At 59.3% G+C, this 26,954-nt stretch carries 31 protein-coding genes; 14 read left to right on the forward strand and 17 right to left on the reverse strand.

Going from position 1 to position 26,954, the window contains the following annotated elements; all coding sequences use genetic code 11:
- Window positions 1-106 precede the first annotated feature (106 nt).
- The gene (locus tag ACIF4X_RS08095) at window positions 107-1,447 is read left to right on the forward strand and encodes a hypothetical protein (protein ID WP_397481700.1); all 1,341 of its coding nucleotides are present in this window, start codon (window positions 107-109) and stop codon (window positions 1,445-1,447) included.
- Here ACIF4X_RS08095 and ACIF4X_RS08100 read toward each other — a convergent pair.
- Window positions 1,444-2,352, reverse strand: a complete 909-nt coding sequence (locus ACIF4X_RS08100) for a MurR/RpiR family transcriptional regulator (RefSeq protein ID WP_397481701.1) — start codon at window positions 2,350-2,352, stop codon at window positions 1,444-1,446. The genes ACIF4X_RS08095 and ACIF4X_RS08100 overlap by 4 nt on opposite strands.
- A gap of 401 nt (window positions 2,353-2,753) precedes the next feature.
- Between ACIF4X_RS08100 and ACIF4X_RS08105 the strand changes: the two genes are divergently transcribed.
- The 3 genes from ACIF4X_RS08105 to ACIF4X_RS08115 all read left to right on the forward strand — a co-directional run bounded on the left by ACIF4X_RS08105 (window position 2,754) and on the right by ACIF4X_RS08115 (window position 5,297).
- Window positions 2,754-3,158, forward strand: a complete 405-nt coding sequence (locus ACIF4X_RS08105) for a TraR/DksA family transcriptional regulator (protein WP_003225981.1) — start codon at window positions 2,754-2,756, stop codon at window positions 3,156-3,158.
- Between the two features lie 598 nt (window positions 3,159-3,756).
- Window positions 3,757-4,980, forward strand: coding sequence for a methyl-accepting chemotaxis protein (locus ACIF4X_RS08110; protein ID WP_397481792.1), 1,224 nt, complete (start codon window positions 3,757-3,759; stop codon window positions 4,978-4,980).
- A gap of 113 nt (window positions 4,981-5,093) precedes the next feature.
- Window positions 5,094-5,297, forward strand: coding sequence for a hypothetical protein (locus tag ACIF4X_RS08115; RefSeq protein WP_223026144.1), 204 nt, complete (start codon window positions 5,094-5,096; stop codon window positions 5,295-5,297).
- Between the two features lie 7 nt (window positions 5,298-5,304).
- On the opposite strand, the gene ACIF4X_RS08120 is transcribed toward ACIF4X_RS08115, so the two are convergent.
- A complete protein-coding gene (locus ACIF4X_RS08120) occupies window positions 5,305-5,541 on the reverse strand; it encodes a DUF2789 family protein (protein ID WP_116029189.1) in 237 nt (78 codons plus the stop codon).
- A gap of 48 nt (window positions 5,542-5,589) precedes the next feature.
- The gene (locus tag ACIF4X_RS08125; protein WP_397481702.1) at window positions 5,590-5,841 is read right to left on the reverse strand and encodes a hypothetical protein; all 252 of its coding nucleotides are present in this window, start codon (window positions 5,839-5,841) and stop codon (window positions 5,590-5,592) included.
- A gap of 419 nt (window positions 5,842-6,260) precedes the next feature.
- Here ACIF4X_RS08125 and ACIF4X_RS08130 point away from each other — a divergent pair, with 419 nt between their 5' ends.
- The 3 genes from ACIF4X_RS08130 to ACIF4X_RS08140 all read left to right on the forward strand — a co-directional run bounded on the left by ACIF4X_RS08130 (window position 6,261) and on the right by ACIF4X_RS08140 (window position 8,048).
- Window positions 6,261-6,710: a hypothetical protein gene (locus ACIF4X_RS08130; protein WP_163005233.1), complete on the forward strand. Its 450-nt coding sequence runs from the start codon at window positions 6,261-6,263 to the stop codon at window positions 6,708-6,710.
- Window positions 6,707-6,904: a hypothetical protein gene (locus tag ACIF4X_RS08135; protein ID WP_257358234.1), complete on the forward strand. Its 198-nt coding sequence runs from the start codon at window positions 6,707-6,709 to the stop codon at window positions 6,902-6,904. The genes ACIF4X_RS08130 and ACIF4X_RS08135 overlap by 4 nt, the downstream gene beginning before the upstream one ends.
- Window positions 6,905-7,031: 127 nt before the next feature.
- Entirely contained in the window at window positions 7,032-8,048 is a 1,017-nt protein-coding gene (locus ACIF4X_RS08140; protein ID WP_397481703.1) for an ABC transporter substrate-binding protein, read from the forward strand.
- A gap of 99 nt (window positions 8,049-8,147) precedes the next feature.
- Here the strand turns inward: ACIF4X_RS08140 and ACIF4X_RS08145 are convergent, their stop codons facing one another.
- Complete coding sequence (locus tag ACIF4X_RS08145; RefSeq protein ID WP_397481704.1) at window positions 8,148-10,280, reverse strand: TonB-dependent receptor; 2,133 nt, start codon at window positions 10,278-10,280, stop codon at window positions 8,148-8,150.
- 92 nt (window positions 10,281-10,372) lie between these two features.
- On the reverse strand, window positions 10,373-10,762 hold the full coding sequence (locus ACIF4X_RS08150; RefSeq protein WP_397481705.1) for a DUF2946 domain-containing protein: 390 nt from the start codon (window positions 10,760-10,762) through the stop codon (window positions 10,373-10,375).
- Window positions 10,763-10,856: 94 nt separating this feature from the next.
- On the opposite strand from ACIF4X_RS08150, the gene ACIF4X_RS08155 reads away from it, so the two are divergent.
- Entirely contained in the window at window positions 10,857-11,297 is a 441-nt protein-coding gene (locus ACIF4X_RS08155; protein WP_311886585.1) for a DUF3995 domain-containing protein, read from the forward strand.
- 159 nt (window positions 11,298-11,456) lie between these two features.
- Here ACIF4X_RS08155 and ACIF4X_RS08160 read toward each other — a convergent pair whose 3' ends face one another.
- The 7 genes from ACIF4X_RS08160 to ACIF4X_RS08190 all read right to left on the reverse strand — a co-directional run bounded on the left by ACIF4X_RS08160 (window position 11,457) and on the right by ACIF4X_RS08190 (window position 18,626).
- Window positions 11,457-11,819, reverse strand: a complete 363-nt coding sequence (locus ACIF4X_RS08160) for a Na+/H+ antiporter subunit G (RefSeq protein ID WP_016982998.1) — start codon at window positions 11,817-11,819, stop codon at window positions 11,457-11,459.
- The gene (locus ACIF4X_RS08165) at window positions 11,816-12,094 is read right to left on the reverse strand and encodes a K+/H+ antiporter subunit F (RefSeq protein WP_007910754.1); all 279 of its coding nucleotides are present in this window, start codon (window positions 12,092-12,094) and stop codon (window positions 11,816-11,818) included. The genes ACIF4X_RS08160 and ACIF4X_RS08165 overlap by 4 nt, the downstream gene beginning before the upstream one ends.
- A complete protein-coding gene (locus tag ACIF4X_RS08170) occupies window positions 12,091-12,579 on the reverse strand; it encodes a Na+/H+ antiporter subunit E (protein WP_397481706.1) in 489 nt (162 codons plus the stop codon). The genes ACIF4X_RS08165 and ACIF4X_RS08170 overlap by 4 nt, the downstream gene beginning before the upstream one ends.
- The gene (locus ACIF4X_RS08175; protein WP_397481707.1) at window positions 12,576-14,255 is read right to left on the reverse strand and encodes a monovalent cation/H+ antiporter subunit D; all 1,680 of its coding nucleotides are present in this window, start codon (window positions 14,253-14,255) and stop codon (window positions 12,576-12,578) included. The genes ACIF4X_RS08170 and ACIF4X_RS08175 overlap by 4 nt, the downstream gene beginning before the upstream one ends.
- Window positions 14,252-14,596, reverse strand: coding sequence for a Na+/H+ antiporter subunit C (locus tag ACIF4X_RS08180; protein ID WP_007910763.1), 345 nt, complete (start codon window positions 14,594-14,596; stop codon window positions 14,252-14,254). Before ACIF4X_RS08180 ends, ACIF4X_RS08175 begins: the two co-directional genes overlap by 4 nt.
- Entirely contained in the window at window positions 14,596-17,514 is a 2,919-nt protein-coding gene (locus ACIF4X_RS08185; RefSeq protein ID WP_397481708.1) for a monovalent cation/H+ antiporter subunit A, read from the reverse strand. Before ACIF4X_RS08185 ends, ACIF4X_RS08180 begins: the two co-directional genes overlap by 1 nt.
- Before the next feature lie 176 nt (window positions 17,515-17,690).
- On the reverse strand, window positions 17,691-18,626 hold the full coding sequence (locus ACIF4X_RS08190; RefSeq protein WP_397481709.1) for a DMT family transporter: 936 nt from the start codon (window positions 18,624-18,626) through the stop codon (window positions 17,691-17,693).
- 85 nt (window positions 18,627-18,711) lie between these two features.
- Between ACIF4X_RS08190 and ACIF4X_RS08195 the strand changes: the two genes are divergently transcribed.
- Window positions 18,712-19,275, forward strand: a complete 564-nt coding sequence (locus ACIF4X_RS08195) for a helix-turn-helix domain-containing protein (RefSeq protein WP_397481710.1) — start codon at window positions 18,712-18,714, stop codon at window positions 19,273-19,275.
- Window positions 19,276-20,670 carry an FAD/NAD(P)-binding protein gene (locus tag ACIF4X_RS08200; protein WP_397481711.1) on the forward strand — a complete coding sequence of 465 codons (1,395 nt, stop codon included), beginning with the start codon at window positions 19,276-19,278 and terminating at the stop codon, window positions 20,668-20,670.
- 201 nt (window positions 20,671-20,871) lie between these two features.
- On the opposite strand, the gene ppnN is transcribed toward ACIF4X_RS08200, so the two are convergent.
- Window positions 20,872-22,245 (reverse strand): nucleotide 5'-monophosphate nucleosidase PpnN, encoded by a 1,374-nt coding sequence (ppnN, locus tag ACIF4X_RS08205; RefSeq protein WP_047598267.1) that lies wholly within the window; start codon window positions 22,243-22,245, stop codon window positions 20,872-20,874.
- Between the two features lie 224 nt (window positions 22,246-22,469).
- Between ppnN and ACIF4X_RS08210 the strand changes: the two genes are divergently transcribed.
- A complete protein-coding gene (locus ACIF4X_RS08210; protein WP_397481712.1) occupies window positions 22,470-22,997 on the forward strand; it encodes a DUF3087 domain-containing protein in 528 nt (175 codons plus the stop codon).
- Here ACIF4X_RS08210 and ACIF4X_RS08215 read toward each other — a convergent pair whose 3' ends face one another.
- On the reverse strand, window positions 22,998-23,372 hold the full coding sequence (locus ACIF4X_RS08215; RefSeq protein WP_397481713.1) for a DUF2784 domain-containing protein: 375 nt from the start codon (window positions 23,370-23,372) through the stop codon (window positions 22,998-23,000).
- Between the two features lie 186 nt (window positions 23,373-23,558).
- On the opposite strand from ACIF4X_RS08215, the gene ACIF4X_RS08220 reads away from it, so the two are divergent.
- From ACIF4X_RS08220 to ACIF4X_RS08230, 3 genes are read left to right on the forward strand one after another with little or no spacing between them, the layout of a single operon-like run.
- The gene (locus ACIF4X_RS08220) at window positions 23,559-24,257 is read left to right on the forward strand and encodes an AzlC family ABC transporter permease (RefSeq protein ID WP_016983007.1); all 699 of its coding nucleotides are present in this window, start codon (window positions 23,559-23,561) and stop codon (window positions 24,255-24,257) included.
- Window positions 24,257-24,568: an AzlD domain-containing protein gene (locus ACIF4X_RS08225; protein ID WP_174244501.1), complete on the forward strand. Its 312-nt coding sequence runs from the start codon at window positions 24,257-24,259 to the stop codon at window positions 24,566-24,568. Before ACIF4X_RS08220 ends, ACIF4X_RS08225 begins: the two co-directional genes overlap by 1 nt.
- Window positions 24,569-24,621: 53 nt before the next feature.
- Complete coding sequence (locus ACIF4X_RS08230) at window positions 24,622-24,768, forward strand: hypothetical protein (protein ID WP_397481714.1); 147 nt, start codon at window positions 24,622-24,624, stop codon at window positions 24,766-24,768.
- Between the two features lie 46 nt (window positions 24,769-24,814).
- On the opposite strand, the gene ACIF4X_RS08235 is transcribed toward ACIF4X_RS08230, so the two are convergent.
- The 3 genes from ACIF4X_RS08235 to ACIF4X_RS08245 form a co-directional block, all read right to left on the reverse strand.
- Window positions 24,815-25,087, reverse strand: a complete 273-nt coding sequence (locus ACIF4X_RS08235) for a hypothetical protein (protein WP_277761731.1) — start codon at window positions 25,085-25,087, stop codon at window positions 24,815-24,817.
- 267 nt (window positions 25,088-25,354) lie between these two features.
- Window positions 25,355-26,035, reverse strand: coding sequence for an SOS response-associated peptidase (locus ACIF4X_RS08240; protein WP_397481715.1), 681 nt, complete (start codon window positions 26,033-26,035; stop codon window positions 25,355-25,357).
- A gap of 29 nt (window positions 26,036-26,064) precedes the next feature.
- Complete coding sequence (locus ACIF4X_RS08245) at window positions 26,065-26,907, reverse strand: ABC transporter permease (protein WP_397481716.1); 843 nt, start codon at window positions 26,905-26,907, stop codon at window positions 26,065-26,067.
- Between the last annotated feature and the right edge of the window lie 47 nt (window positions 26,908-26,954).

Here is a 26,954-nt window from a genome sequence, read left to right on the forward strand (position 1 = left end):
TTGTATTACTCCCTTGCAGTCCATGATCCCGAAATCGTTGAGGCGCCAACCTGTGCGCATTCAATGCGTCAGGTCGTGCTTTCGAAACTGCAGGGAGGGTCATCGCATGAAAGCTTCTAAACATTTGGTGTTGTGTCTGGTGGGGGCGGGGTTGGCGGGGTGTGGGAGTTCGAAGCCTGCTCCGGGAGTGGTTGCCGAGAACTGGACCACCAACACAGAACAGTTGGGGATCAAGGCAATTTATCCTCCTCGGAGCAATGTCGAGGTGGGTGATATTTTTATCGCTAGAGCTGTGAAAACCGGTGAGAAGATCACAACCTCCGACTACGTTCTCGCTTCAACCAAATTTGATTACATCAATCTAGATGCGCAGATTGCCGCGTCTGCGCGCAAACATACATTCACGTCGACTGCGACCTATGACGACGGCTCGGGAAGTGGCCCCGTGAACACCCGCGCGCTGATTCCCATGATGGTCTGTGACAAACAGGTGAACAGTCTCGTGGCGTTTCCGGGATTCACTTTTGCCTCACTCGCCGAGAGCGACATCGGTGTCAACGTCACTAGCAGCGCGATAGCGACGGCTTTGGGATATGGGCGCCGCTCTCAGTACAGCGTGTCATATTCGGTTCCCAGTGCTGAAACCTATGGCGCTATGTATTTGTTGGCGAGGACTCGTTTTGATGAGGAAACGCTCAATCGCTATAGCGAGGAAGATCTGCGGAGAATGCGCGAATCAGCTGCACAGCTACAGGCCGCACAGGTTAATAAAAACAACACGGCAGCACCTATATTGGTATTTGTCACAGATGTATATCTGACCCGGGCAATCGATGTTGTGGTGTCATCGGAGGAGGGAATGAGTGGGACGTTTTCTGCCGTCACCCTGGCAATGGTTGATCTGAGCGAAAACAAGAAATCACTTGAAGCCCAACTTGGCAAATTGACTGGGCAAGCGCCGGTTTCGCCACAAGAGCCTGCGGCAGAAGGTGCGCCGAAGCCTAAGCCAGAGGGGCTTAAACCAGCGGGCGCCAAGCCGGAAGATCCGAAGCCGGATACACCGGCCAAACAATCGGAGATCGCGCGTATCAAAGCCGAACTGGCTCAAGTCAATGATGCGTTGAGGAAGAAAGTCAGCCAGATTGTTCCGGACATGCCAGGCGTTACCGGATCTGTGGTTCGCTCTTCGGCGTTGGGCATTACTTTACGGCAGGCTTTCGCGGAGCCGGTTGTCATTGGTTATCGAGGTATACATTTCAAAATCGCTTCATTGAATCCGGCCTCAAACTCTGACCCGTCGCCACCCAAGCCATTAGAGCCTGATTACGGCAGTGTGGCAGCGCCGTTACAAATCCTTCTTCCCGGGATAAGGACTATGACCAATCCCAATCAAAAGAAATTGATTTTGCAAAGTGGCAGTTGCACAGCTCAAGAAAACGCTCATTAATCCTCAAATCCGGCTTGTTCGTGAATCTCATCGACATTCAGTTCAAGCCGATAGGCCACGGCCACGAATAACGCCTGGCACAGGCATAACGTTGCGCTCAATGAGCGAAAGGCGAGGGCGCTGCCTTCGTTGACCAGTAATACGCTGTTGGCGAGTTTTGCCAGTGGTGAGAGGTGGCTGTCGGTGAGGATCAGGGTGTTGGCCTGTTGCTGTCGGGCGTAGCGCAGGCAGTGTTGGGTTTCTTTGGCGTAGGGCACGAAGCTGATGGCGATGACCAGATCGTTGGCGCGCACGCTGCGCATCTGCTCTCGATAGCTACCGCCTAGCCCGGAAACCAGATGAATTCGTTTCTGAGTGTGTTGCAAGTTGTAAACGAGGTAGTCGGCGACGGCGAAGGAGCGGCGCACGCCGACGACATAAATGTTGTCGGCGTTGACGATCAGGTCGACGGCTTTTTCGAACGCGGCGTCGTCGAGTTCGCGGCCCAGGCGTTCGATGCCGGAGCGCGTAGCGTCGATGCATTCGCGGGCGAGGTCGCCGGCGCCGGCTGGCTGCGACTGGTTGGCGATCATGCTGCGAATGCGTTGCTGGTAGTTTTGCACCGGCGAGGCTTTGTGCGTGTAGGCGCTGCGGAACAGTGCCTGCATTTCGCTGAAGCCGCTAAAACCGAAGCGTTGCGAGAAGCGCACGATGGCGGACGGGTGCACTTCGCACTCGCGGGCGATGTCGCTGATGCGGTCGACCATGATCCGGTCGCTCTGTTGGCTGATGTAGCTGGCGATGCGTTTGAGCTGGCGCGGCAGGGCGTCGTATTCGTCGGTGATCAGTTGCAGCAGGCGCTCGGCATTGATCGGGGGGCTGGCGAGTGAAACCTCGTCGGTGGCCGGCAGATCGGGGCGGGGCATAGGTCATCCTTCAGGCTGTTTGATCACACGGTGGGCCTGATAGTAGGGGGGCTTTTGCGGTTCTGCTTTGCTGAAACGATGCAGTGCGTGGTAAAAAATTGCGTCTGGGCGCTGCGTGGTTAGCCGTTTGTCTTCTATATACAGCCGCTCGACTGAATTTCTTGCTATAAACGCACTCCGATTGCCGTGTGAACGCTGTGTCAGAGCAGTTTCCGGACGTTGTCGGACAAATTCCCTGTATTTACAGTTGCTGAGGCCTCATTCGGGCCTTAGACTGCCGCCCCTCGTAAATTGAGTGCCGGGTGGCATTTGCAATAAACGATGCCTTTTCGCCGACCGCACGCGGTTCGCCGAAACGCTCCCTAATTCGCCTTAATGCACGTTTTTTTATAGAGATATCAATGACAAAGGACAAGTTGCTGGCCATGCCGGCAGATGACTACATGAATGCCGAGCAGCACGCTTTCTTCACTGAGCTGTTGCAGAACATGAAAGTCGAAACCCACGAGCGCATTGAGCAAAATCGTATCGCCATCGAAAGCCTGGACACCCCGGCTGACCCGGCGGACGCGGCTTCGGTTGAAGAAGAGCGCACTTGGCTGGTGAACGCGATCGATCGCGACCAGCGCATGCTGCCGCAACTGGAACAAGCCCTTGAGCGCATCAAGGAAGACAGCTTTGGCTGGTGCGATGACAGCGGCGAGGCCATTGGCCTCAAACGTCTGCTGATCAGCCCGACCACCAAGTACTGCATCGAAGCTCAAGAGCGTCACGAGCAGATCGACAAGCACCAGCGTCAGGCCTGATTTTTCCGGCGCTGTGATCGCGGGCAAGTCCGCCCCATAAGGTTCAACACCGAACCTGTGGGAGCCGGGCTTGCCCGCGAAGCTTTTTATCGTCCGCAATATTTCCGCGCGATTCCATTGACCTGCCACAGACCCCACGACTAACGGACCATGGATAATGGCGTTGTAGTGGCGTTTAATGCAGTCACAATAATGAGAACAAGCGTGGGGTGTTGATATGACGAGAGATGGATCTCTGGTTGGGGCTTTGCCTGCACCAGTGCTTTTGCCGAAAAACCGCTGGATCGTTCCGACCCTGCAAAGCATCGCCTTGATGCTGTTGTTGGCCGGCATGAGCCTGGCCGAATGGTCGCTGTACATTGGCATGCCGCTGGCGGTGCTGATTGTCTGGCTGCCGCGCCTGCGCTCCCGCGCCATCCCCGAATCCCAGCCTGCCGACAGCGGCAGCGCAATGTCCGAACTGACCCGCGACCTTTCCTACACCACCAGCCACAACGCGTTGTCGGCGGCGGGCGTGGCATTTTCGGTCAAGGAACTGGCGAGCAAACTCGAGTCGCAACTCGATGCGGCGGCGCGGATCGTCAGCAACGCTGAGGTGATGATCGCCACCGAACACGCGACTTCGCAGCTCAGCCGTGCCGCGCTTGAGGCGGCCAGTCAGGCGCATCACAGCAGCGCGGCGGGGCGCACGGAACTGGTGGACTCGATCGCGCGCATGCATCAGCTCAGTCAGCGCGCCAATGCCAGCCGTGAATTGATCGAAGCCTTGAGTGTGCGCAGCGATGATATTCAGCGCGTGACCCTGGTGATTCAGTCGATTGCCAGCCAGACCAATCTGCTCGCGTTGAACGCAGCGATCGAGGCGGCGCGGGCGGGGGAGCATGGGCGCGGTTTTGCGGTGGTGGCGGATGAAGTGCGCGGGTTGGCGGCGCGCACGGCGTCGGCAACCGGTGAAGTCGGAGAGATGGTCGCTGATATTCAACAACGCACGGCGCAGGTGGTGGAGCAGATTCGCGAACTGTCGAGCGATCTGCAGACCGGCGTCGAGCAGGTCAAACATACAGGTCAACATCTGGATAACATCGCGCGACTGGCTGCGGGGGTGGAAACTCAGGTCGGTGAAATCGCCCAAGGTGCAGAAACCAATCGCGAACAACTCGACAGTCTGTTCAAGGCCATCGAGCAGATGCGCAGCGACCTGGCGATCAGCGATCAACAGACCCGTCGCCTCGCCGAAGCCGCCGTGCAAATGGAAGGGCAGGCGGAAACCATCAGTGAGCGCCTGGCCGAAGTCGGGCTGGATGACTATCACCAGCGCATCTACGATCTGGCCCGCGAAGGCTCGAGTCAGATTGCTGCGCGTTTCGAGGCGGATGTCGAGCAGGGCCGGATCAGCCTCGAGGATCTGTTCGATCGTCAGTATCAGCCGATCCCGAATACACAACCGGCGAAATTTCAAACCCGTTTCGACCGCTACACCGATCAGGTGTTGCCGGCGATTCAGGAGCCGTTGTTGCCGCGTCACGAGGGGCTGGTGTTCGCCATCGCCTGCACGCAACAGGGTTATGTGCCGACGCACAATCAGCTGTTCAGTCAGCCGTTGACGGGCGATGCGCAGGTCGACGCAGTGAACAATCGCACCAAACGCAAGTTTGCCGACCGCACCGGTATTCGCTGCGGCAGCCATCAGCAACCGGTGTTGTTGCAGACCTACACCCGCGACACCGGTGAGTTGATGCATGACCTGTCGGTGCCGATCATGATCAAGGGCCGGCACTGGGGGGGATTGCGCTTGGGCTATAAGCCGGAAAGTCCGCGCTGAGGGATTGTTACTTCTGATGCAATGAATCTGTGCACGGAGCTTGCTGTTTCCACTCGGAGGAAACCATTAATCTGACCGCTTAGTTAGGGTGCTAATGATTTCGGGAGGGCTGCATGCAGTGCAGAGTTGATGTCGCCGTGATGATCGGCAGTGGCGTGCCTGCCGGTTTGCGCGCAATGGGCCGCAGCGTCTGCTGGGTGGTGTTGCTCAATGGCGAGCGTCGCGGCACGGCGTTTGCCAGTCGCGACGAGGCCGAGGAATGCAAGGCTGCGTGGCTCGCGCAATTGCACGCCGAGCCCTGTGACAGCCTTCACTGATCCGGGATTACTTGCCGCGATGCAGGCGCACATTCAGTTCGTCGACCATGACCGCTTCTTCACCATCGGCCCTTAACCATTCCTTGAGCAATTGCGCCTGTTGCGGCGACCAGAAGTCGGCGTCGATCAGTTTGGTGTTGGCGTCCAATGGATGCTCTTCGATGAAATCGTCGATTGCTGTGCCTTCTGAAGGCAACCCCAGTTGATCGAACAGGGTTTTCAGATCGTATGCTGGCAGTTCCATCGTGTACTCCTTCGGTGGGCGCCGGTATGGCGCGGTCGATCTCTCTCTTTATCTGAGGCAGCCATTCGCCAGGAGTTCGATCTTCAACTCAAGTGAGCGGGCAAGGGCGCAGGCTTCGTTGTGATCTTCGCGGAAACCTCTTACACGGCCGGTCGATGTTTCCTTTATATGGAAGAAGGCGTTGCCAGCGGGTACGACCTGGAAACGCGGGTAATGGTCGTTGATAACGGTGGCACGTAGCATCAGCGGCAATTCGTTCCGGGCGTCAGGGGTCACGGCAAAGTGAGTCAGGGTGCACATATGAAGTCCTTTTCATCAGTTGGCCGATATTTACAGGCCGTTGCGGGTAGTCGGAATGAGCATCGCTGCTCTAGAATCGCCAGTACCCGTTGGCGACAGGGCTTATCTAAAGCAATTTTTCGCCAGCGATATGTCGGAAAAGTGCTTTTTTTCGTGAGAATTTTCCCTAAAGTTCGTAGTCAGACTGCTCTCGCCGCTACTGAGGATTTTTCCTTCAAGCTTTGGCGACATCGGGATGAGTTTCGCGGGTGACAATCCAGTAGTCTTAGCAACCTCGCGTTGAATGAGCACTCTGCTCGATTCGGGCTTTATTGATTTATTTGCAGTGACATCGGCCTGGCCGTTTTTTGCCGTGCGCGTTTTCCGTGTGCGGTTTTTTCAGATGTGGGGATGTTTCTTTGGCAGTCAGTAATCTCGATATGCATGCTTTGTTCGTGTTGGGTGATTTGCGTGCAAAGCTGGTCAAGCTGTTCCAGTCGCGTTTTGTTTACATCACCGAGCAGAACGCCGAAGGCATTTACGTGGCCGAGATCGACACCGAAAGCGCCTTGGTGGTCGATGACAAACCGGGGCTGAAGCTCAAGGTCGGCGATCATTTCAGTGCATCGGTCTTGCCCAGCCGTGAAGGCGGCAAGATGGATATCCGTTTTCGCGAAATCAAACTGACGGTCTATGGGTTGGGCGATTACGCCTTTGTCGACACCGCTGACGGGCACGCGATCCTGTTCAAGGAAGGCCATAGCGTGGTGACTGTGTTTGCCGCCAACGAGCAATTGCAGGAAGGCCTGACCAAAACCTTGAAAGCCGTTACCGCCAAGGCCGCCAAGTGGCGCAAGGGCGAACTGGTGACGTTCAAGGCCAGCGAGTGAGCCGCGCGGATTTTCATTCGCAGAACCTCGACACTGCACGCGAGGAGGCCCAGCGTTTGTTCGCCGCCAAGGCCGAACTGCAAGGCGCCTGGTTGAATTGGCTGGCTGCGCAGATCTATCAGTTGCGTCCCGCGGAATACGCCAGCATGGTCAGACGCGAGCTGCAAAGCTTGCAGGAAAAGTCTGATTCATAACCTCGTCCGGGGCATGGCCCGGAAAAAGCAGGAACCTCGGCTACAGTCAGTTGACTGAGTATTCAGAGGCTTGCGGTCTTCTGCCAGGCCATCCTGCCATTGCTGTGAACAGCACGAGGTGCAATGCATGAACGGATTTCGACGGTTATTGGCCGCCAGCGTGGCCACGTTCGGTTTGCTGACATCAGCGCAATCGGTGACGGCCGCCCAGGCGCCAATCCATTTTGCCGACCTGAACTGGGAAAGCGGCAGCCTGATTACCGATGTGCTGCGGATCATCGTCGAGAAGGGCTACGGTTTACCGACCGACACCTTGCCTGGCACCACCATCACGCTGGAAACCGCACTGGCAAACAATGATATTCAAGTCATTGGCGAAGAATGGGCGGGGCGCAGTCCGGTGTGGGTCAAGGCCGAGGCCGAAGGCAAAGTCGTCAGCCTTGGCGATACGGTCAAGGGCGCAACCGAGGGCTGGTGGGTGCCGGAGTATGTGATCAAGGGCGACGCGGCCAAAGGCATCAAGCCGCTGGCGCCGGATCTGCGTAGTGTCAGTGATCTGAAGAAGTACAAGGACGTGTTCAAGGATCCGGAAACCCCGGGCAAGGGGCGCTTCCTCAACAGCCCGATCGGCTGGACCTCGGAAGTGGTCAACAAGCAGAAGTTGACGGCTTATGGCTTGCAGGACGATTACACGAATTTCCGCAGTGGTTCGGGCGCGGCGTTGGATGCCGAAATCAGCTCTTCGATTCGTCGCGGCAAACCGGTGCTGTTTTACTACTGGTCGCCGACGCCATTGCTCGGCAAGTTCAAACTGGTGCAACTGGAAGAGCCGCCGTTTGATGCCGAGGCGTGGAAGACGCTGACTGACGCCGATAATCCCAACCCGAAACCGACCCGGTCGCTGGCGTCGAAGCTGTCGATTGGCGTCTCTACGCCGTTTCAAAAGCAGTATCCGCAGATTGCCGAGTTCTTCAGCAAAGTGGATTTCCCGATCGAGCCGTTGAACAAGGCATTGGCGGAGATGAGCGAGAAGCACACCGCGCCACGGGATGCAGCGGTGGCGTTCATGAAGGCGCACCCGGATGTGTGGCAGGCCTGGTTGCCGAAGGATGTGGCGGAGAAGGTTTCGGCTGATCTGAAATAGAGGTTGATGCGGCAGGCCTCTTCGCGAGCAGGCTCGCTCCCACATTGGTTTTGTGAACGACGCATATCCACTGTGGGAGCGAGCTTGCTCGCGAAGCTTTTAGAACTTGGTAGCCACCGCCAATTCAAAGGTGCGCGGTGTCCCCAGGTAATACGCCGGCGAAACATGCGCAAACTCGGCATACACCTCATTGGTCAGGTTCCGCACGCGCCCGGTCACGGTGGTGTGCGAATCCACCTTGTAGCTGAGGAAGCTGCCAAACAAGGTGTACGACGGCACGGTCATGGTGTTCGCCGTGTCCGCATACACCGACGCGACATACCGCGCATCAACCCCACCTTGCCATTGCGGCGAAAAATCATAGGTCAGCCAAAGATTGCCGACTCGATCCGGTACGTTGGTCGGCGTGTTGCCTTTGCGCGACACCACCACACCGGCAGTATTCTTTTCGGTGAAATCATCGTACTGCGCATCGACCCAGGCGAAGTTGCCTTCGGCCAAAAGCTTGTCGGTAATCCGCAAGGAACTGGCGATTTCTATGCCTTTCGACGTCTGCTGGCCGACCGGAATGCTGCTGGTCGGGTCCAGAGGATCAGTCACGGCGAAGTCCTTTCGCTCAATCGTGTAGGCGGCAATCGTCGCCGAGCCGCGTCCGTTCAGATAATCAAATTTGCTGCCGATCTCCCATTGCTTGCCGGTGGAGACGTCGAAGTCCTGCGTGCCGTTCGGTTGCTCGGCGGCGGTGCTGTATTGCACGTAGACGTTGGCCGACGGAATGAACTGGTAGCTCAGGCCGGCGCGGCCGGTGACTGGCTCCCAACTGCGCTTGAGGTGTTTCGGGTTAGTAGCGGTCACGGTGCGATGGTTGGTCACGTCGAGGTCAATGTCGTCATAGCGCAGGCCGGTGAGCAGCGACAGTTTGTCGGTCAACGCCAAACGGTTTTCCACGAACAGTGCCTTGGTGGTGACCTCGTTGGTCTTGTCGCTGATCAGCTTGGGGTTGGTGCCGGGGATGTCGTAGAAATGCCCTGGCCGATAGTTGTTCGGGTCCACCGTGCTCGCACCTTTGATGTTCAGCGGCGAGTTGGTGGTCTGGTTGACCTTGTATTCGAAGCCCCCCGACCACGTCGTGTCGAGACCGAAAAGCGCGTTGTCGTGGCGGAGTTCGAACTGGTTGCCGTTCTGTTCGCCCTGATGGCGTACTTGATAAGCCGTAGAGCGGTTCACCGCGCTGTTGTCGGCGTTGTACTGGTAGGTTTCAAGGTTGCGGTAATCGCGTTGGCTGTCGAGGTGGTACAACGTGTTGCGCAGGGTGGTGCTGTCGTTGATGCGGTAGTCGATGATCGAGCGCACCCAGATCGTCCGCTGCTCGTACCGACCGTCCTCGACGTTGTAGTTGTTGAAGCGGTTGTGTTTATCGATCTTCAACTCGCCGGCCTTGGGGTTGAGCACGGGCGTGCCCCAGTACGGACTGTCTTCGTGTTCATCCTGATATTCCAGCGCCAACGTGTGTGACAGGTCGGGCGTGAGGTCGCTGAGCAGCGAGAACGCCACGCTCCAGGCATCGCGCTCCTGGCGGTCGATGTAGCCGTTGCTGGTGTTGTGGCTGACGTCGAGTCGCGCATAGTGCTGGATATCGGCGCTCGGGTCGGTCAGCGCGTGGTTGAGTCCGAAGGCGGTTTCGGTGGTGTCGTAAGTGCCGTAGCTGACCCGGCCTTCAACAGCTTGTTCATCGCGGGTGGCCAGTTTGGTCACGTAGTTCAGCGAGCCGCCGACCGAGCCTGCGCCGTTGATCAGCGATGACGGGCCGCCGACCAGTTCCACGCGGTCGTAGATCCACGAATCAACCGGCCGCGCGAGGCCGCCGGAAACGTTGATGCCGTTGAACATCTGGGTGATCTGGCTGCTGGTGAAGCCGCGATAGGAGACGAACCCGCCGAACCCCGGCGGTGCGCTGGCGTTAACCCCGGGGAGGGTGTTGGCGGCGTCCTGAAAATTCTGTGAACCATGACGCTCGATGTCGTTGCGATTGGCGATGGCCACCGAGGCTGGCGTGTCACGCACGCTCAAACCCAGGCGCGAGGCCATGCCGCTGGATTGGTCGAGGCTCAGGCCCGGTTCTGCGCCGGACTCGCCGTCGATGGTGATCGGCGCCAGGTCCACGGTGGATTGCGCCCAGACGTTAACGGACAGGCAGCCGCACAGGCTCGCCAGTAGAGTGAGTTGTTTCATCATTGAATCCTGAATGCTTGTCTAGGAGTCAGCGCACAGGCGAACGCCGCGCGTTGGCGCAGTGGGCTGACAAATCAAAAAGGCAAAGACACTCAGACGAGCGGTGGGGCGCGGGGGTTGGCCGAAGGCCAGGTGAAGCGAGCAGGGAGGTCAGCGCTGACAATGGGCGCCAGTGGCGGGCTGTGTTGTTCCGGCAGGATCGCCAGCGTCAGGCTGGAGTTAAATGCCGGACCCATGCCACCGCCGACCGAGCACAGCGGGCAGCCAAATGCTTTGGACAGGGTTGGCAGTTGTTCTTCGGTGGGATTGCTGGCGAGCGGCGCTTGGGTGGCCGGGTCGACGGTACAGAACTGGCCGCCGATACCGTTAAGCTGCATGCCGACCATTTGTCCGTGACCGATGCTGCAGGCGAACACGTTGAACAGGACGCAGCAATAGAGCATCCAGGCCAGCAGTGAGCGATCGGAACGGGAGAATTTCATGGGGCGGCACTTTACCGTACCGCTGATCGGTCGTGCACTTGAAAAAAATCCGACTAGGATGATTTGTTCAAATCCCTTTCCAAGGATTTCAACCATGACCTTTGTGTTGGCTCAATGGCTGGTGACAACGTTCGCGGTGATCGCCTTGATGCACGTGTATTGGGCGCTGGGTGGACAGTGGGCGGCAGCGGTGGTGGTGCCGCAGGTGCCGGTGCGCGGATTTGTCGCAACGGTGAGGCCGGCCTTTAAGCCGTCAGGCTGGCTCACGTTGATCGTGGCAGCGGCGTTGCTGGTGATCGCTGCGTTAGTGTGTATGCGGGTTGGCTGGGGAATGCCGGCGGTGACTCATAAGGCATTGCAATGGGTGATCAGCGCGATTGCGCTGTTGATGTTTGCCCGGGCGATTGGTGATTCGCATCTGGTCGGGTTCTTCAAGGAAGTGAAGGATTCGCGGTTTGCGCGGCTGGACACCTGGGTGTATTCGCCATTGTGTGCGGTGTTGGGGGCGGGGTTGTTGGCGGTGGCTTGGGTCTGAGAGCAGATCGGATTTTGTGGTTGCTGAACTGGCCTCATCGCTGGCAAGCCAGCTCCCACAGTGATTGTGGGTGTAGACAAATACCGGGTTCCACCTAAAACCCTGTGGGAGCTGGCTTGCCAGCGATGAGGCCAGCACCAACACCACAAGGATTCGGAATCAGCTACCGCTCTCGGTCCGCCGACTACTGACCTCAGCCGGCACATCATCCCCGGCCATGCGCTTACGAAACAACGCCGCCCGCGCCAGCAGCAAAGTAGTCACCGGCACAGTGATCGCCAGCAAAATCGGAATCAGCCAGGCATGTATGACCGGCCCGGATTTCAGCGCCGAAAAGCAGATGATCGACGCCAACGCCACACACCATGCACCCAGCGTCGAAGCCAGAGCCGGCGGGTGCATGCGCTGGAAGTAATCCTTCATGCGCAATAACCCGATCGCACCGATCAACGCGAACAGACCGCTGAGTACCAGCAGGATCGCCACCGGAATCTCGACCCACAGAGACAATTCAGCATTCATTCGATCACCTCGCCACGCAGCAGGAATTTCGCCAGGGCAAACGAGCCGACGAAGCCGAACAGCGCAATCAGCAGCGCCGCTTCGAAGTAAGTGTCACTGGAGTAACGAATGCCCAGGGTCAGCATCATCAGCATGGCGACGATGTACAGGTAGTCCAGCGCCAGAACCCGATCCTGCGCCGACGGGCCTTTGAACAAACGCACCAGGGTCAGCACCATGGCCAGCGAGAACAGGAACAGCGTCAGCAAGATCGCGTTCGACAGTAATGGGCTCATTCGAAAATCTCCATCAACGGCCGCTCGTAGGTGGTCTTGAAGTGCTCGATGAACTGCGCTTCGTCATCCAGATCCCAGACGTGCAGCAACAGAATGCTGCGGTCCAGCGACAGTTCCGACCACACCGTGCCGGGCACCACTGTGCAGATCATCGCCAGGGTCGCCAGACCGTGAGCATCGCGCAGGTCCAGCGGGACTTTGACAAAGCCTGAACGCGGAGGGCGACGACCGGCGTAGAGCACGCCCCACGCGACGATCAGGTTGGAAGCCACCACGTCACGACCGACGAGGAAGAACAGGCGCAGGATTGTCCCGGGACGGCGAATGCGTACCTGTTTCGGGCGCAACTTGCGCATCATCAACGGTGCAGCAAAACCCAGTATCGCGCCGAGCAACAGATTGCCCGGGCTGATCGACAGGTTTAGCGTCAGCCACAAGGCGCACAGCGCCAGCGACAACAACGGTGCCGGAAACACACGCTTCATGGCTGCACCTCCAGCATCGCGGCCTTGGCTTCCGGGCTCGGCACGGCGCGGGTGCCGAGCACCGCCATGACGTATTGTTGCGGATTGTTCAGCGCATCGGCAGTGGCTTGGGTGTAGCGCAGCAGCGGTTCAGCCTTGAAGGTCAGGACGATGCTCAGCCCGAGCAACAGGAAGATCGGCGTGCATTCGAGTTTGCGCAGCAGCGGCGAAGGGCGCTCTTCGGGCGTCCAGAAGCGCTGGATGCCGAGACGCGAGAACGCCATTAGCGACGCCAGCCCGGTGAGGATCAGCAGCGCCAGCAACGCCCATGCAGCGTTGGTTATCGGCGCACCGGTGCCCAGGCCCAATGGATTGAGTAATGCGCCGATCAGGCTGAGCTTGCCGATAAAACCGGACAGTGGCGGCATGCCGATGATCAGCAGCGCGCAAGCAATGAAGCTCAGGCCGAGAAACGCCATGGTCCACGGAATGACCTGACCGACCACAGCTTTCTGCTCGTCATCGAGGTTGATGCCTTTGGGCGGTTGCAGGGATTCCTGCGGACGCGGCAGCAGTTCGCTTTCGTCCTCCAGCGGGATCTCGTTGGCCGAGCGCGAGCGCTCGATCAACTCAGCCAGCAGGAACAGCGCACTCAACGCCAGAGTCGAGCTGACCAGATAGAACAGCGCCGCGCCGATCAGGTTCGGTTGGGCGAAACCGACCGCGGACAGCAGAATTCCCGCCGACACCAGAATGCTCAGGCTGGCCATGCGCTCCAGGCGTTGCGCGGCGAGAATCGCCAGTGCCGCGCAGGCCATGGTCGCCATGCCGCCGTAGATCAGCCAGTCGCCGCCGAAGAATGCCGACGCTCCGGCCTGCCCGGAAAACAACAGGGTCCACAGACGCAGCAGGGTGTAGACGCCAACCTTGGTCATGATCGCGAACATCGCCGCCACCGGTGCACTGGCCGAAGAGTAAGCGGGCACCAGCCAGAAGTTCAGCGGCCACATACCGGCCTTGGCCAGGAACGCAACAGCCAGAATCCCCGCGCCGGCGTGCAGCAAGCCCCGGTCGGCTTCAGGTACCAGCGGAATCTTCAGCGCCAGATCGGCCATGTTCAAGGTGCCGGTAACACCGTAAATCAGTGCCGCGCCGATCAAAAACAGCGACGAGGCGAGCAGGTTGATCGAGATGTAATGCAGCCCCGACGATACCCGCGCTCGACCCGACCCATGCAATAGCAGGCCATAAGACGCGGCGAGCAGCACTTCGAAGAACACGAACAGGTTGAACAGATCCGCCGTCAGGAACGCGCCGTACAGGCCCATCAATTGAATCTGGAACAACGCGTGAAAGCTCGAACCGGCGCCATCCCAGCGTGCCATCGCGAAGAGCAGGGCGCTGACGCCGATGATCCCGGTCAGCACCAGCATCAGCGCCGACAGGCGATCGACTACCAGCACAATGCCGAACGGCGCCTGCCAGTTGCCCGGCAGATACACACCGATGGAACCGGGCACGCCGGTGGTCTGCGTCCATTGCAGCAACATCACCGAAATGAACAGACCGACGACGCTGGAGAACAGGTTGATTTTCGCCTTCAGCGGGCGGTGCCGTTCGCCGAGCATCAGCATGATGGCGGCGGTCAGCAGCGGCAGCAGGATCGGTGCGGCGATCAGGTGAGTCATCGCCATCATTCTTTAGGCTCCCGGCCGTCGACGTGGTCGGTGCCGGTCAGGCCGCGCGAGGCGAGCAGCACGACGAGGAACAGCGCGGTCATGGCGAAGCTGATAACGATAGCGGTGAGCACCAGGGCCTGTGGCAGCGGGTCGGTGTAGTGCAGCAAGTCTTGGGTGACGCCGTCCTTGATCACCGGTTCCTTGCCGATGAACAGACTGCCCATGCTGAAAATGAACAGATTGACGCCATACGACAGCAGGCACAGGCCCATGACCACCTGGAACGTCCTTGGCCGCAGGATCAGCCAGACGCCGGACGCGGCGAGCACGCCGATGGCGATTGCGATGACTTCTTCCATCAGACGGCTCCCTTGGTGGCGACGGACTTGGGCAGCGATGCGGTCTTGTGACCCCGCACCGATTGGTGGGCGAGGGCAGTGAGGATCAGCAGCGTTGAACCGACCACCACGCCGTACACACCAATGTCGAAGAACAAAGCGCTGGCGACATGGATGTCACCGAGCAGCGGCAAGGTGAAATGCCAGGTGTGCGTGGTCAGGAACGGATAACCGACCAGCATCGCGCCCAGGCCTGTAGCAGTGGCGAACAGCAACCCGGTGCCCATCCAGCGCAGCGGCCGCAGGCTCATTTGCGCCTCGACCCACTGTGTACCGGCGACCATGTATTGCAGGATGAAGGCCACCGACATCACCAGACCGGCGACGAAACCGCCGCCCGGTTGGTTGTGCCCGCGCATGAACAGGTAGAAGGACACCACCAGCGCAATCGGCAACAGCAGGCGCACCAGCACGGCCGGCACCATCATGAAACCGAGCGCAGTGTCGCTGGCCGAACGCGGGTTGACCAGGTCGGTGACCACGTCCGGCGCCAGCAAGCGTTGCTGGGCGGGCAGTTGCAGGCTTTCCTTCGGTGGGCGGAAGCGCCGCAGCAGGGCGAATACGGTCAGCGCCACGGCGACCAGCACGGTGATTTCACCGAGGGTATCGAAGCCACGGAAATCCACCAGCATCACGTTGACCACGTTGCTGCCACCCCCCTCGGGCATGGCGCGGCTGAGGTAGAACGAGGAAATGTCGTTTGGCGTCTGCCGCGTGAGCATGGCGTAGGACAGCAGCGCCATGCCGCCGCCGACGGCAATCGACAGCAGCAAGTCGCGCAAACGACGAATGCGAGCCTTGCGCAGGCTGCTCGGCAGTGGCGAGACTTCTTCGATACGGCGTGGCAACCAGCGCAGGCCAAGCAGGATCAGCACGGTGGTGACCACTTCGACCGCCAGTTGCGTCAGGGCCAGGTCGGGCGCAGAGAACCAGACAAAGGTGACGCAGGTCATCAAGCCGCAGACGCTGACCATGGTCAGGGCGGCGAGACGGTGATACTTGGCTTGCCATGCGGCGCCGAGGGCGCAGGTGATGGCCAGCAGCCACAGGGTCACAAAGACGATGGAGCCGGGAATCTTCGGCCGGTCGCCCCAGCTCAGGCTGCTGTGCAGCATCGGAATCAGGCCGGCGAGCACCGCCGCCAATACCATCAGGAACAATTGCATCTGTAGACGCTTGGTGCCGAGTCGCCGTTCCAGACGTCGGGCCAGGCGCATCATGACGACCAGACTGCGCTCGAACAGGCGCTTGCCATTGAAACGACCCACCAGCGGCGGGTACTTGAAGCGCCCGCGCTTGAGCTGATTGCGCAGCAACAGATAGACGACGATGCCGCCGGACATGGCGATCAGGCTCATGATCATCGGCGCATTCAGGCCGTGCCAGATTGCCAGGCTGTATTCCGGCAGCGTGCCGCCAACCACTGGCAACGCAGCAGCGGCAAGCAACGGGCCGACGATCTGCGCGGGGAAAATCCCCACCAACAAGCAGGTGAACACCAACAGCTCTACCGGCGCGCGCATCCAGCGCGGTGGCTCGTGCGGAGTGTGCGGCAGGTCGGTAGCCGGCGGACCGAAGAACACATCGACGGTGAAGCGCAGCGAGTAGGCAACGCTGAATGTACCGGCGATGGTCGCAACAATCGGCAGCGCCGCTTCGACCCACGCCGTGGCGTTGATGAACACGGTTTCGGCGAAGAACATTTCTTTCGACAGGAAGCCGTTCAGCAGCGGCACACCTGCCATCGAGGCGCTGGCAACCATGGCCAGCGTCGCGGTGAAGGGAATAAGTTTGATCAGGCCGCTGAGTTTGCGGATGTCGCGGGTGCCGCTTTCGTGGTCGATGATGCCTGCGGCCATGAACAGCGAGGCTTTGAACGTCGCATGGTTGAGGATGTGGAACACCGCCGCCACGGCAGCCAGCGGACTGTTCAGGCCCAGTAACAGGGTGATCAAGCCGAGATGGCTGATGGTCGAGTAAGCGAGCAGACCTTTGAGATCGTTCTGGAACATCGCGCAATACGCGCCGAGCAACAGCGTACACGCGCCGGCCCCGCTGACGATGTAGAACCATTCTTCACTGCCTGACAGCGACGGCCACAGGCGCGCAAGCAGGAAAACCCCGGCCTTGACCATGGTCGCAGAATGCAGATAAGCCGAAACCGGGGTCGGCGCCGCCATCGCGTGCGGCAACCAGAAGTGGAAAGGGAACTGCGCACTTTTGCTGAGTGCGCCGATAAGAATGAGGGGTAAAAGAATAGGGTAGAGGGCGTGTGCACGAATCATGTCGCCGGCGGCCAGGACCTTGTCGAGGTCATAGCTGCCGACGACATGGCCGAGAATCATGACCCCCGCCAGCAGGCATAGTCCGCCGGCGCCGGTGACCATCAGCGCCATATAAGCACCGCGACGAGCGTCGGCGCGGTGGTGCCAATAGCCGATCAGCAAGAACGAAAAGAGACTGGTCAGCTCCCAAAAGAACACGATCTGAATCAGGTTGCCGGAGATCACCAGACCGAGCATGGCGCCCATGAACGCCAGGAAAAACGCGAAGAAACGCGGCACCGGATCGTCCGGCGACATGTAATAACGGGCATAGAGAGAGACGAGCGTGCCGATGCCGAGCACCAGCATCGAGAACAGCCAGGCGAAACCGTCCATGCGCAGGACGAAGTTCAGGCCGAGGCTGGGCAGCCACATGAACTCTTCGCGGATCACGCCGCCGTGGGCAATTTGCGGGTACAACATCGCGACCTGGACGGTGCCGATCAAAGCGACCAGACCTGCCAACAGGGATTCGGTATTACGCGCGTTGTGTGGCAGCACCGCTGCCAGACAGCTGCCAATGAATGGCAGAAGCAGTAGAACTATCAGGGACATAGGCTTCTAATCTGCGGAAGTTTGTGAAGCATCATACGTGCCAGCTCCCCGATCACCAAACGCCAGGATGTCTCAGAATCCTACAAAGTAGTCCGGAATTTTCTGTTTGGCATTGTTTCAGGTAGATGGATGTTGCTCGCGATAGCAATAATTCAGACTGTGAAGATTTAGGAGCTTTATCCCTGGGTTTCCCGTTCCAACTCAGTTTCGGCTTCAGTAACCTTCCCCTTGGTCTTCAGCTCACTGACAATCACCGCCGCGACAATCAACCCCGCGCCCACCAGTGCAATCGCCGGCAAACGCTCGCCGGCAATCCGCCCGACAATCCCGGCCCAGACCGGCTCACCGGCATAGATCAGCGTTGCCCGCGTCGGCGAAACGCTCTTCTGCGCCCAGTTCATCGCCACTTGAATCGCCGCACTCGCGGCGCCCAGCCCCAACGCGGTCACTAACAAGGTCCAGGAAAAGTCCGGAAGCACTTCACCGGTCGGCACCACCAACAGGAACGACAACACGGAGGTGGTTGCCAGTTGCACCACGGTCACCCGGCGCACATCGACTTGCCCGGCGTAGGTGCTGATCAGAATGATTTCGGCCGCAATGGCGATGGCGCTGATCAGCGTGGCAATTTCACCGGGACTGAAATTCAGTGACGCCCCGGCCGGCCCGGACAGCAACATCAAACCGGTAAACGCCAGCATGATCCCGATGCTTGGCATCAACCCTGGCCGACGGCCGAGTACCAGCCATTGCAGCAGCGGTACGAACGGCACATATAGCGCAGTAATGAACGCCGACTGGCTGCTCGGGATCGTTTGCAAGCCGACCGTCTGCAAGCCGTAACCGAGCATGATCGCCACGCCGATGAACGCGCCGGCCTTGAGTTCGAACAAGGTCAGTTCGCGCAGATGACGCCACGAGAACAACGCGACGATAAAAGCCGCCGCCGCAAAACGCAGCCCCACGAAAAACATCGGTCCGCTGACCGTCATCGCGTGCTGAACCAGCAGGAAAGTGCCACCCCAGATCATGGTGATCACCACCAGCACGCACTCGGCTTTGCTGAAACGAGAGAAACGGAGAGGAGTGGGGGAGTTGTTCTGCGACGTCATGACCTTGCGCACTATAAAAAGGAGGCCGCACAATGCGCCCAACGTTGCGCAGTATACTGCCCAACCCCACCGAGTGAGCAATATAGTGCACAAAGATTCAACGCAGCGGGCTTCCGTTTTACAACACGTCAGCCAGAACGTCAGGCGCCTGCGGCATGCCGCCGACTTGAGTCAGAGCGCGCTGGCAGAAAAGTCCGGCGTCAGCCGACGCATGTTGGTGGCGATCGAGGCAGGTGAGAAGAATGTCAGCCTGACCACCCTTGATCGCGTGGCCGAAGCACTTGATGTGGCGTTCAGCGATCTGATTCAGGCGCCGGATGCGCGTGATCCAAGCCGCATCAACGAGGTGGCCTGGGCAGGAACCCACCCGGGCAGCAAAGCGGTGCTGCTCTCCAAAGCCACGGCGACTCGCGAGGTCGAGCAGTGGGAATGGTGCCTGCAACCCGGCGAGGTTTATCCGTCGCAAGCGGATGCCGAAGGCTGGAGTGAACAGATTTTCGTCTTTGAGGGCTGCCTGACCCTGATGCTAGGCGATCAGCCGCAGCACATCGGCACCGGTGAGTTCTTTATGTTTGCCAGTAACCAACCGCATTCCTATCGCAATGACGGGGACGTGCCGGCGCGGTTTGTTCGCAATGTGGTGATTTGAATGAGTCAGAGCGCAGACATCCTGATTATCGGCGGCGGCCTCAGCGGCACGATGCTGGCGGTGCAATTGTTGCGACTGCCTGGCCAGCGCACGATTCTGCTTATCGAGCCGCGCGCCGAACTCGGGCGGGGCGAGGCCTACAGCGCGGTCGAGTTGGGTCATACGCTCAACGGCAACGCCGCACGAATGAGCGTCGATCCGGATAATCCTGATGATCTGACGCAATGGCTTACCGAGCACATTGCCGGCGGTGGCTGGCCTGAATCGGCCGAGCAGAATGTGCCGGTCAGCGAACTGTTTCCACCGCGTGGATTGTTCGGCGTTTATGTGCAGCAGCGTCTGGCCGAAGCCCGCAGAGTCGGGGCGCAGAATGGCTCAAGTGTTGAGCACGTTCGTGCGGAGGTCGTCGATCTGCAAGTTGACACCGACTCGGTGCAACTGACGCTGAGCGATGGCCAATCATTGCGCGGTGGCTACGCGGTCCTGGCGACTGGAATGTTCCCTGCCGCGCGAACCCCACAGAAAGCCTCCAGCGGCCTCAACGCCGCCGCGCTCGATCCTTGGGATGTCGCGGCCATGCGCCAACTCGATCCGCAATCGACGGTGCTGATCATCGGCTCCGGCCTGACCATGGTCGATGCCGTGGTGTCGCTGGAGCAAGCCGGGCATCGCGGGCCGATTGAAGTGTTTTCGCGGCATGGCCTGTTGCCCCATGTGCGCCGGCAACCGCCGATTTGGGTGGACTTTCTTGGCAACGATCACAGCCTGCGTTCGCCGCGCCAGTTATTGCGCGAATTGCGTCGGCAATGCCAGGCAGCCATGGCACAAGGCATCGATTGGCAGGCGCCACTGGACACGGTTCGGGTGCACATCGCTCGGTTGTGGAGTCAGGCGACTGACGGGCAGCGGCGACAATTCGTACGGCATGTGCGGCCATGGTGGGAGAGTCATCATCACCGTTCGCCGCCGTTGAGCGCGAAGCTGGTTGAGCGGTTGTACAGCGAAGGGCGATTGCGGATTCAGGCGGCGTCGTTCAAAGGGCTTGAGCCCAATGTGGAGGGTGGCGTCAGCATTCGCATTCGACATCGCGGTGAGTCTGAAACTTGTGTGGTGCAGGGCGCTGCACTGATCAACTCCAGTGGCATCGAATACGACTGGCGCCGGGTGGCGCGACCGTTGCCGCAGCAGGTGCTGGCGCGGGGTTTGGTGCAACCAGGGCCATTGGCACTGGGGGTTGCGGCGGCCGTGGACGGTGCGGTGCTGGATGCCGAGGGGCGTGCGGCTAGCCGATTGTTTGCCATGGGCCCACCGTTGCGCGGGATGTGGTGGGAGAGTACAGCGGTGACGGATGTCGCGTTGCAGGCGAAGGCGCTAGCGGCGCGATTGGTGGGTTGAGGTTGTTCTTTCTGGCCTCTTCGCGAGCAAGCTCGCTCCCACATTTGATCGGAGTGAATGCAAAATGTGTGTGCACCCAAAAACCACTGTGGGAGCTAGCCTGCTAGCGATGGCGGTGTGTCAGAGAACATAAGTGTTTCTGATCTGTCGCTATCGCTGGCAAGCCAGCTCCCACAGGTTTTGTGTGTGGCCCGGGATTGGTTATGCCACCACTCGATAACACGGCACATACGCCGCGCCACCCGGCAGTTTCATCCGGTGCTGGGCGACGAAAGCTTTGAGCAGCGCATCGAGCGGTTGCATGATCGCTGCGTCACCACGGATCTGGTACGGCCCGTGTTCTTCGATCAGGCGAATGCCCTTGTCCTTGACGTTGCCGGCAACGATTCCTGAGAACGCCCGACGCAGATTCGCCGCCAGTTCATGCGGTGGCTGGTCGCGATGCAGTTTGAGGTTGGCCATGTTTTCGTGGGTCGGGTCGAACGGGCGCTGGAAGCCTTCGTCGATTTTCAGCAGCCAGTTGAAGTGGAACGCATCGTTGCGCTCGCGGCGGAACTGCTTCACCGCTTTCAGGCCTTGGGTCATCTGCCGCGCGACTTCGGCCGGGTCGTCGATAATGATTTCGTAGTGTTGTTTGGCCGCTTCGCCGAGGGTCGCGGTGACAAACGCGTCGAGCTGCTCCAGATACGGCGCGGCATGTTTCGGCCCGGTAAGGATTACCGGGAACGGCAGGCCGGCGTTGTCCGGGTGCATGAGGATGCCGAGCAGGTAAAGGAACTCTTCCGCCGTCCCGGCACCGCCCGGGAAGATGATGATGCCGTGGCCGACACGCACGAACGCTTCCAGGCGTTTTTCGATGTCCGGCAGGATCACCAACTCGTTGACGATCGGGTTTGGCGCTTCAGCGGCGATGATGCCTGGCTCGGTCAGACCGAGATAACGACCGCCGTGGATACGCTGTTTGGCGTGGGCGATGGTCGCGCCCTTCATCGGGCCTTTCATCACGCCGGGGCCGCAGCCGGTGCAGATGTCGAGGCTGCGCAGGCCCAGTTCATGGCCGACTTTCTTGGTGTATTTGTATTCTTCGGTGTTGATCGAGTGGCCGCCCCAGCACACGACGATCTTCGGCTCGACGCCCGGACGCAAAGTGCGCGCGTTGCGCAGCAGGTGGAAAACGTAGTCACTGATGCCTTGCGAGGTGCTCAGGTCGATGCGTTGGCTGTCGAGTTCGTTTTCGGTGTAGACAATGTCGCGCAGGGCGCTGAAGAGCATTTCGCGGGTGCTGGCGATCATCTCGCCGTCGACGAAGGCATCGGCCGGCGCGTTCAGCAGCTCCAGGCGGACGCCGCGGTCCTGTTGGTGAATGCGGATTTCGAAGTCTTTGTAGGCTTCGAGGATGGTCTTGGCGTTATCGACATGGGCGCCGGTATTGAGGATGGCCAGGGCGCACTGGCGGAAGAGGGTGTAGGTGCTGCCGGATCCGGCTTCGCTCAGTTGCTGGACTTCACGTTGAGAAAGGGTTTCCAGGCTGCCTTTCGGGCTGACCGAGGCATTGATTACGTGTCGTTGGGTCATGCAATGATCCTTAAAACGATGTCATCCCAAAACCAGGCGAATGGCATCCGAATAGTGTGTATCCATGAATGAAGATGGCACGATCTGCGCTGTACCGCCATGTCCCCGTTGGACGCTGAAAAGATGAAAAGGAGCCCCAGCATAGCTAAATCCGCGGTAGAGGCGATAATGCGCCGGCCGGTTTTTTCAGTTACCCCTTTTGTCGCTCAAGGAAGTCATTTGTGATGTTCGAGATTCAGCCGATGGACGCCGCTACCTTTCGCCAGCAGACGCGGCGCAGCACGATCATCATCGCCGTTTTATTTCTTGTCTTGGCGATGTTGTTTTCCAGCGTAGCGGTGGCGCTGTTCGGTGAACCGGGTGGCGATAACCTGCGCTTCAATGTCGGCGGGGTGTTTGTGGCCTTTCTGCTGACGGCGGCGCTGTTGCGCGGGCGCTTCTGGAATCAGAGCTGGATGGCGCCAGCCATGTACAGCTGGCGACTCAAGCGCAACCTGATGAGCATCACCAATGTGATGCATCAGGTGACGGCGGCGGTGGAGCGGAACGATCCGGTGGCGATGAAGGTTCTGCGTTTCTACCATTTGGGGTTGACGCAAATGCACGAACTGGACGGTAATTCCAGCGATCATGGGCAGCTGTGGCGGGAAGTCGAGGCACATAAGGAACGGATGCAGGCGCTGGGGCTTGATACCGAGCAAACGTGCCTGGATCCGGCCTGGCTCGAAGCCTTGAAGCCGACTTCGCGCTGATTACAGTGCTCGCCGCAGCTTCCATGAACGGATCAAACGGCCATACACCAGCAGGTTGACCGCCAGCACCACGCTGCCGAGCGCCAGTTGAATCTGCGGGGTCAGCCCGGCCGGATAGATGATCGGCCAGATGTAATGCTCGATAAAACCGCCGGCGTATTCAGTCTGTCCGGCGGCGTGGCGCATGAGGTTTTCCCAGTAGGTCAGCGGGCAGGTCAGGTGCAACACCTCGACCGCCACGCCCCAGGCGGCGGCCGGCAAATGCAGCCACATCACCCGTGGCCATTTGAGTACCAGCAGCCCGCCAAACAGCACGAACAGAATGAAGCACAAATGAAACACCACCAGCCCGTCGGCTGCGATTCGGTACAGCATGTCGTCTCCCTGACGCGATTGTGAATGGCGCTATGTTACGCCGGTCAGGGGATCAAAGGTCAGTGCGAAAATCAGCGAATTGCGCGCGCATCCTGCCGATTTCCCACAAGTGCGCAAGATTGTTCAAGCCAGAAAGGCGAGAGGAGTGGCACAGTCTCGGACCGTTTTCCTGGTTGAAGAACGTTTATGTCTGATTCACTTATGCCGCGCAGTGCGTTCCTTCGCGGCGCTGCGGCGATCATGCCGTTGTCTCTGGCCACCGCGCCGTGGGGGCTGTTGGCCGGCTCAATGGCGATCGAAGCCAACCTTACGCCGCTGCAGGGCCAAGGCTTGTCGAGCATCGTGTTTGCCGGTGCTGCGCAACTGGTGGCGATCGGTATGCTCAAGGGCGGGGCGGGGATTTTCTCGATTCTGCTGACCACGCTGCTGCTGACGTCGCAGCACTTGCTGTACGGCATGAGTATGCGTTCGGTCATTTCGCCGTTGCCGGGGCGCTGGCGCATAGGTCTGGGTTTTTTGCTCACAGATGAGTTGTTTGCGCTGACCAGTCAGCATGATCGTCAACAATTCAATCGCTGGTATGCGCTCGGCGTCGGCCTGACGTTCTACATCGCGTGGAATCTGTTCACCCTGGCCGGTATTGTCCTCGGGAGCAGCATTCCGGGGCTTGAACACCTGGGGCTGGACTTCTCGATTGCTGCCACCTTCATCGCCCTGATTACACCGGTGGTACGCAACGTGCCGACGGTGGTTTGCGTGGCGGTGTCACTGTTTTGTTCGGTGCTGTTCAGTTACTGGCAATGGGGCTCGGCCCTGGTGTTGTCGGGGCTGGCCGGAATGACTGCCGGGTTTATCTGCAACAAGCTGTATCGGGAGCGTACATGATGGTTTGGGCGGTGATTTTCGGCATGGGGATACTGGTGTTTCTCAATCGCTACGTGTTTCTCGAACCGCGTTTACCGGTGCGTCTGAGCAGTAATGCGCGACAGTTTCTCGGGTTTGCGGTACCGGGGATGTTGACCGCTATCTGTGGGCCGATTGTCTTCATGCCCGACAAACAGCTGAATCTGCAGTGGGATAATCCGTATTTGCTCAGTTCGCTGGTGGCGATCGCACTCGTGATCTACACGCGCAGTACTTTGCTCAGCATGCTGTTGAGCATGGCGTTCTTCTTTTTGCTGCGCTGGTGGTTGTAAGTTGTCTGTTCTACGCTTCAGAGAGGGAGGTTTACTGATAACGGGAGGTGCGCATGGCGACTGAGCAGAAGCATCCGCAGACGGATGAGCAAGAGACGGATGAGCCGACCGAAGAGGAGATAGAGCGGGAGAAGCATAAGGAACAAACCTGGAAGCACGATGACAGCAGAGAACTTTCAGACCCTGACCGCAAATTTTGAGTGATTGCTACGAAAAAGCCCCGCATGTGCGGGGCTTTTTTGTGGTTCAGAGATCGTCCAACTGCGTGAAATCGGGGTGTGAGGCCCGGTATCCCAATGTTCGGTCGATCCACGCGTTCAGCTCGTTGACCATCACCGGTGGGTGGCCGGGATACGCTTCGAGAGTGGTGCGCAGGGTGCGTTCGATATCGGGAACGGTACGCAGGTTTCGAGTCTTGATGTAGTGGCCGATAAAACAGTCGAGTTCAAAGCGTTCTGTCATCGACAGATAAATACACTCCAGGCCGCTGACCTGTTTGATTGCAAAATCGTCGCGCAACTTATTTCTCTGCAAGGCTTGTAGAAGTTGTGGGGGATTCCTGATTTGTTGACTCTTTGGTCAACTGGTATACCAATCGGAAAGGCGGCGCGCATGCTAGCCGTAGTGCATCTAAATGTATGTATGACGGTTGAAATGTCAGACAGGCGGTTAGTTCATTCGAACGTGTGTTTTATCGCTACTGTATCGAGATTGAAACACCCGCCGTAACGCTGAAGAATCAAGACGTTGGCCGTTTCCATAAAAACGCACCGCATCGAGAAAAATTTAAGCGACAGGTTCAATCAACTCCGCACCTTGATTGCGTACGTTGCCGACGGCTTTGCCGACTTTGTGCCATTCGAACACCTCACTGCCTTCACCTTCGAACAGCAACATTTGCTCGGCGCGCTCAACCGCCGTCGCCGGATCCAGCCACTCGCGCACCCTTTCTGCGCGGAACACCACCGGTCGGCGATCGTGGATATCGAGCAGGCCGCCGACGGCATCGGCGGTGATGATGACGAAACCGTCGTCATCCCGCGCCGCTGTTTCGGCTGTCGGAAATTGTCCGATGGCCGCGCAGAAAACTGGCCCGTGATCCGCGCGACGGATCAGCCACGGTTGGCGGGTTTTGTCCTCTGCGTCGACCCATTCAAACCAGTTATCGACCGGCACAATCAAACGATGGCGCCAGATCGCCCGGAAGAACGGGCCATGGGCGACTTTCTCGACCCGGGCATTGATGGGGGCGGGGCGATCCCTGGCCCAGTGCGGGCGCCAACCCCAGCGCAGATTGTTGGCATGCAGCTGTTGCCCTTGTTGATGAAGGACGGCCAGCGCGGTGGTCGGCGCCGCGTTGTAGCGATCAAGCGGCGCATCGTCGACGTGATTGATCAACGCGTCGGGAATGCTCAGCACCGCGACGAAGTCATGGATGCCACGGTACTGCGAGAGTCTTCCGCACATGGGCTGAATCTCCGGTTGGAGAGTTCAGCTTAGTCGCTGGCGTCCTGGCCGGTGAACGTGTCACGCCAGCTCAGCCAGCGGCGTTCGAGCATGGCCAGCAAGCCGTCGCTGATTTTGCCGAGCAAGGCGAGCACGATGATCGCGGCCAGTACGATGTCCGGCCGTGAGGTTTCCCGACCGTCACTGAGCAGATAGCCCAGGCCCTTGGTGGCCGCGATCAACTCCGCTGCCACGAGAAACATCCACGCCAGGCTCATGCCGCTGCGCAACCCGGTGAACAGGCCGGGCAGGGCGGCCGGAAGCAATATTCGTCGCACCAGTTGCAAGCGGCTGAAGCCATAGATGCGGCCGACTTCCACCAGTTTGCGATCAATGTTGCGAATGGCCGCGACCACGTTGACGTACACCGGAAAGAACGCGCCGATAGCGATCAAGACAATTTTCGACGTCTCGTCGATGCCCAGCCACAACAGCAGCAGCGGCACCCAGGCCAGGCTCGGAATGGAACGCAGCGCTGCAAAAGTCGGCTCCAGATAGGCTTCGGCTTCGCGGCTCAAACCGACCCATGCAGCAAACACCAGCGCGAGACTGGCGCCAATGGCAAAACCCAGCAACACGCGAATCAGGCTGGCGCCGATGTGTTTCCACAGTGCGCCTTCGGCGAGGTCGGTGAGGGTCAGCGCGATTTCGCTAGGCGCCGGCATCTGGTAGGACGGCAGCCAACCGATGCGTACGATAATTTCCAGTGCAACGATGATCAGCAGGGGCAGGGCCAGGCCTTTGCAGCGGCGCTGCCACGTCGGATTCAAACCCGTTGCGCGCCGACGGGACACGGTGAGTGGCGTGGGCAGGTCTTTGCTCTGAGCGGTCATGGTTTTGGCTCCGCTCACGACAAATCCGCGGCGGGCGCGGATTTGTC

The organism is Pseudomonas sp. NPDC085632, assembly GCF_044541255.1.
Classification (GTDB): domain Bacteria; phylum Pseudomonadota; class Gammaproteobacteria; order Pseudomonadales; family Pseudomonadaceae; genus Aquipseudomonas.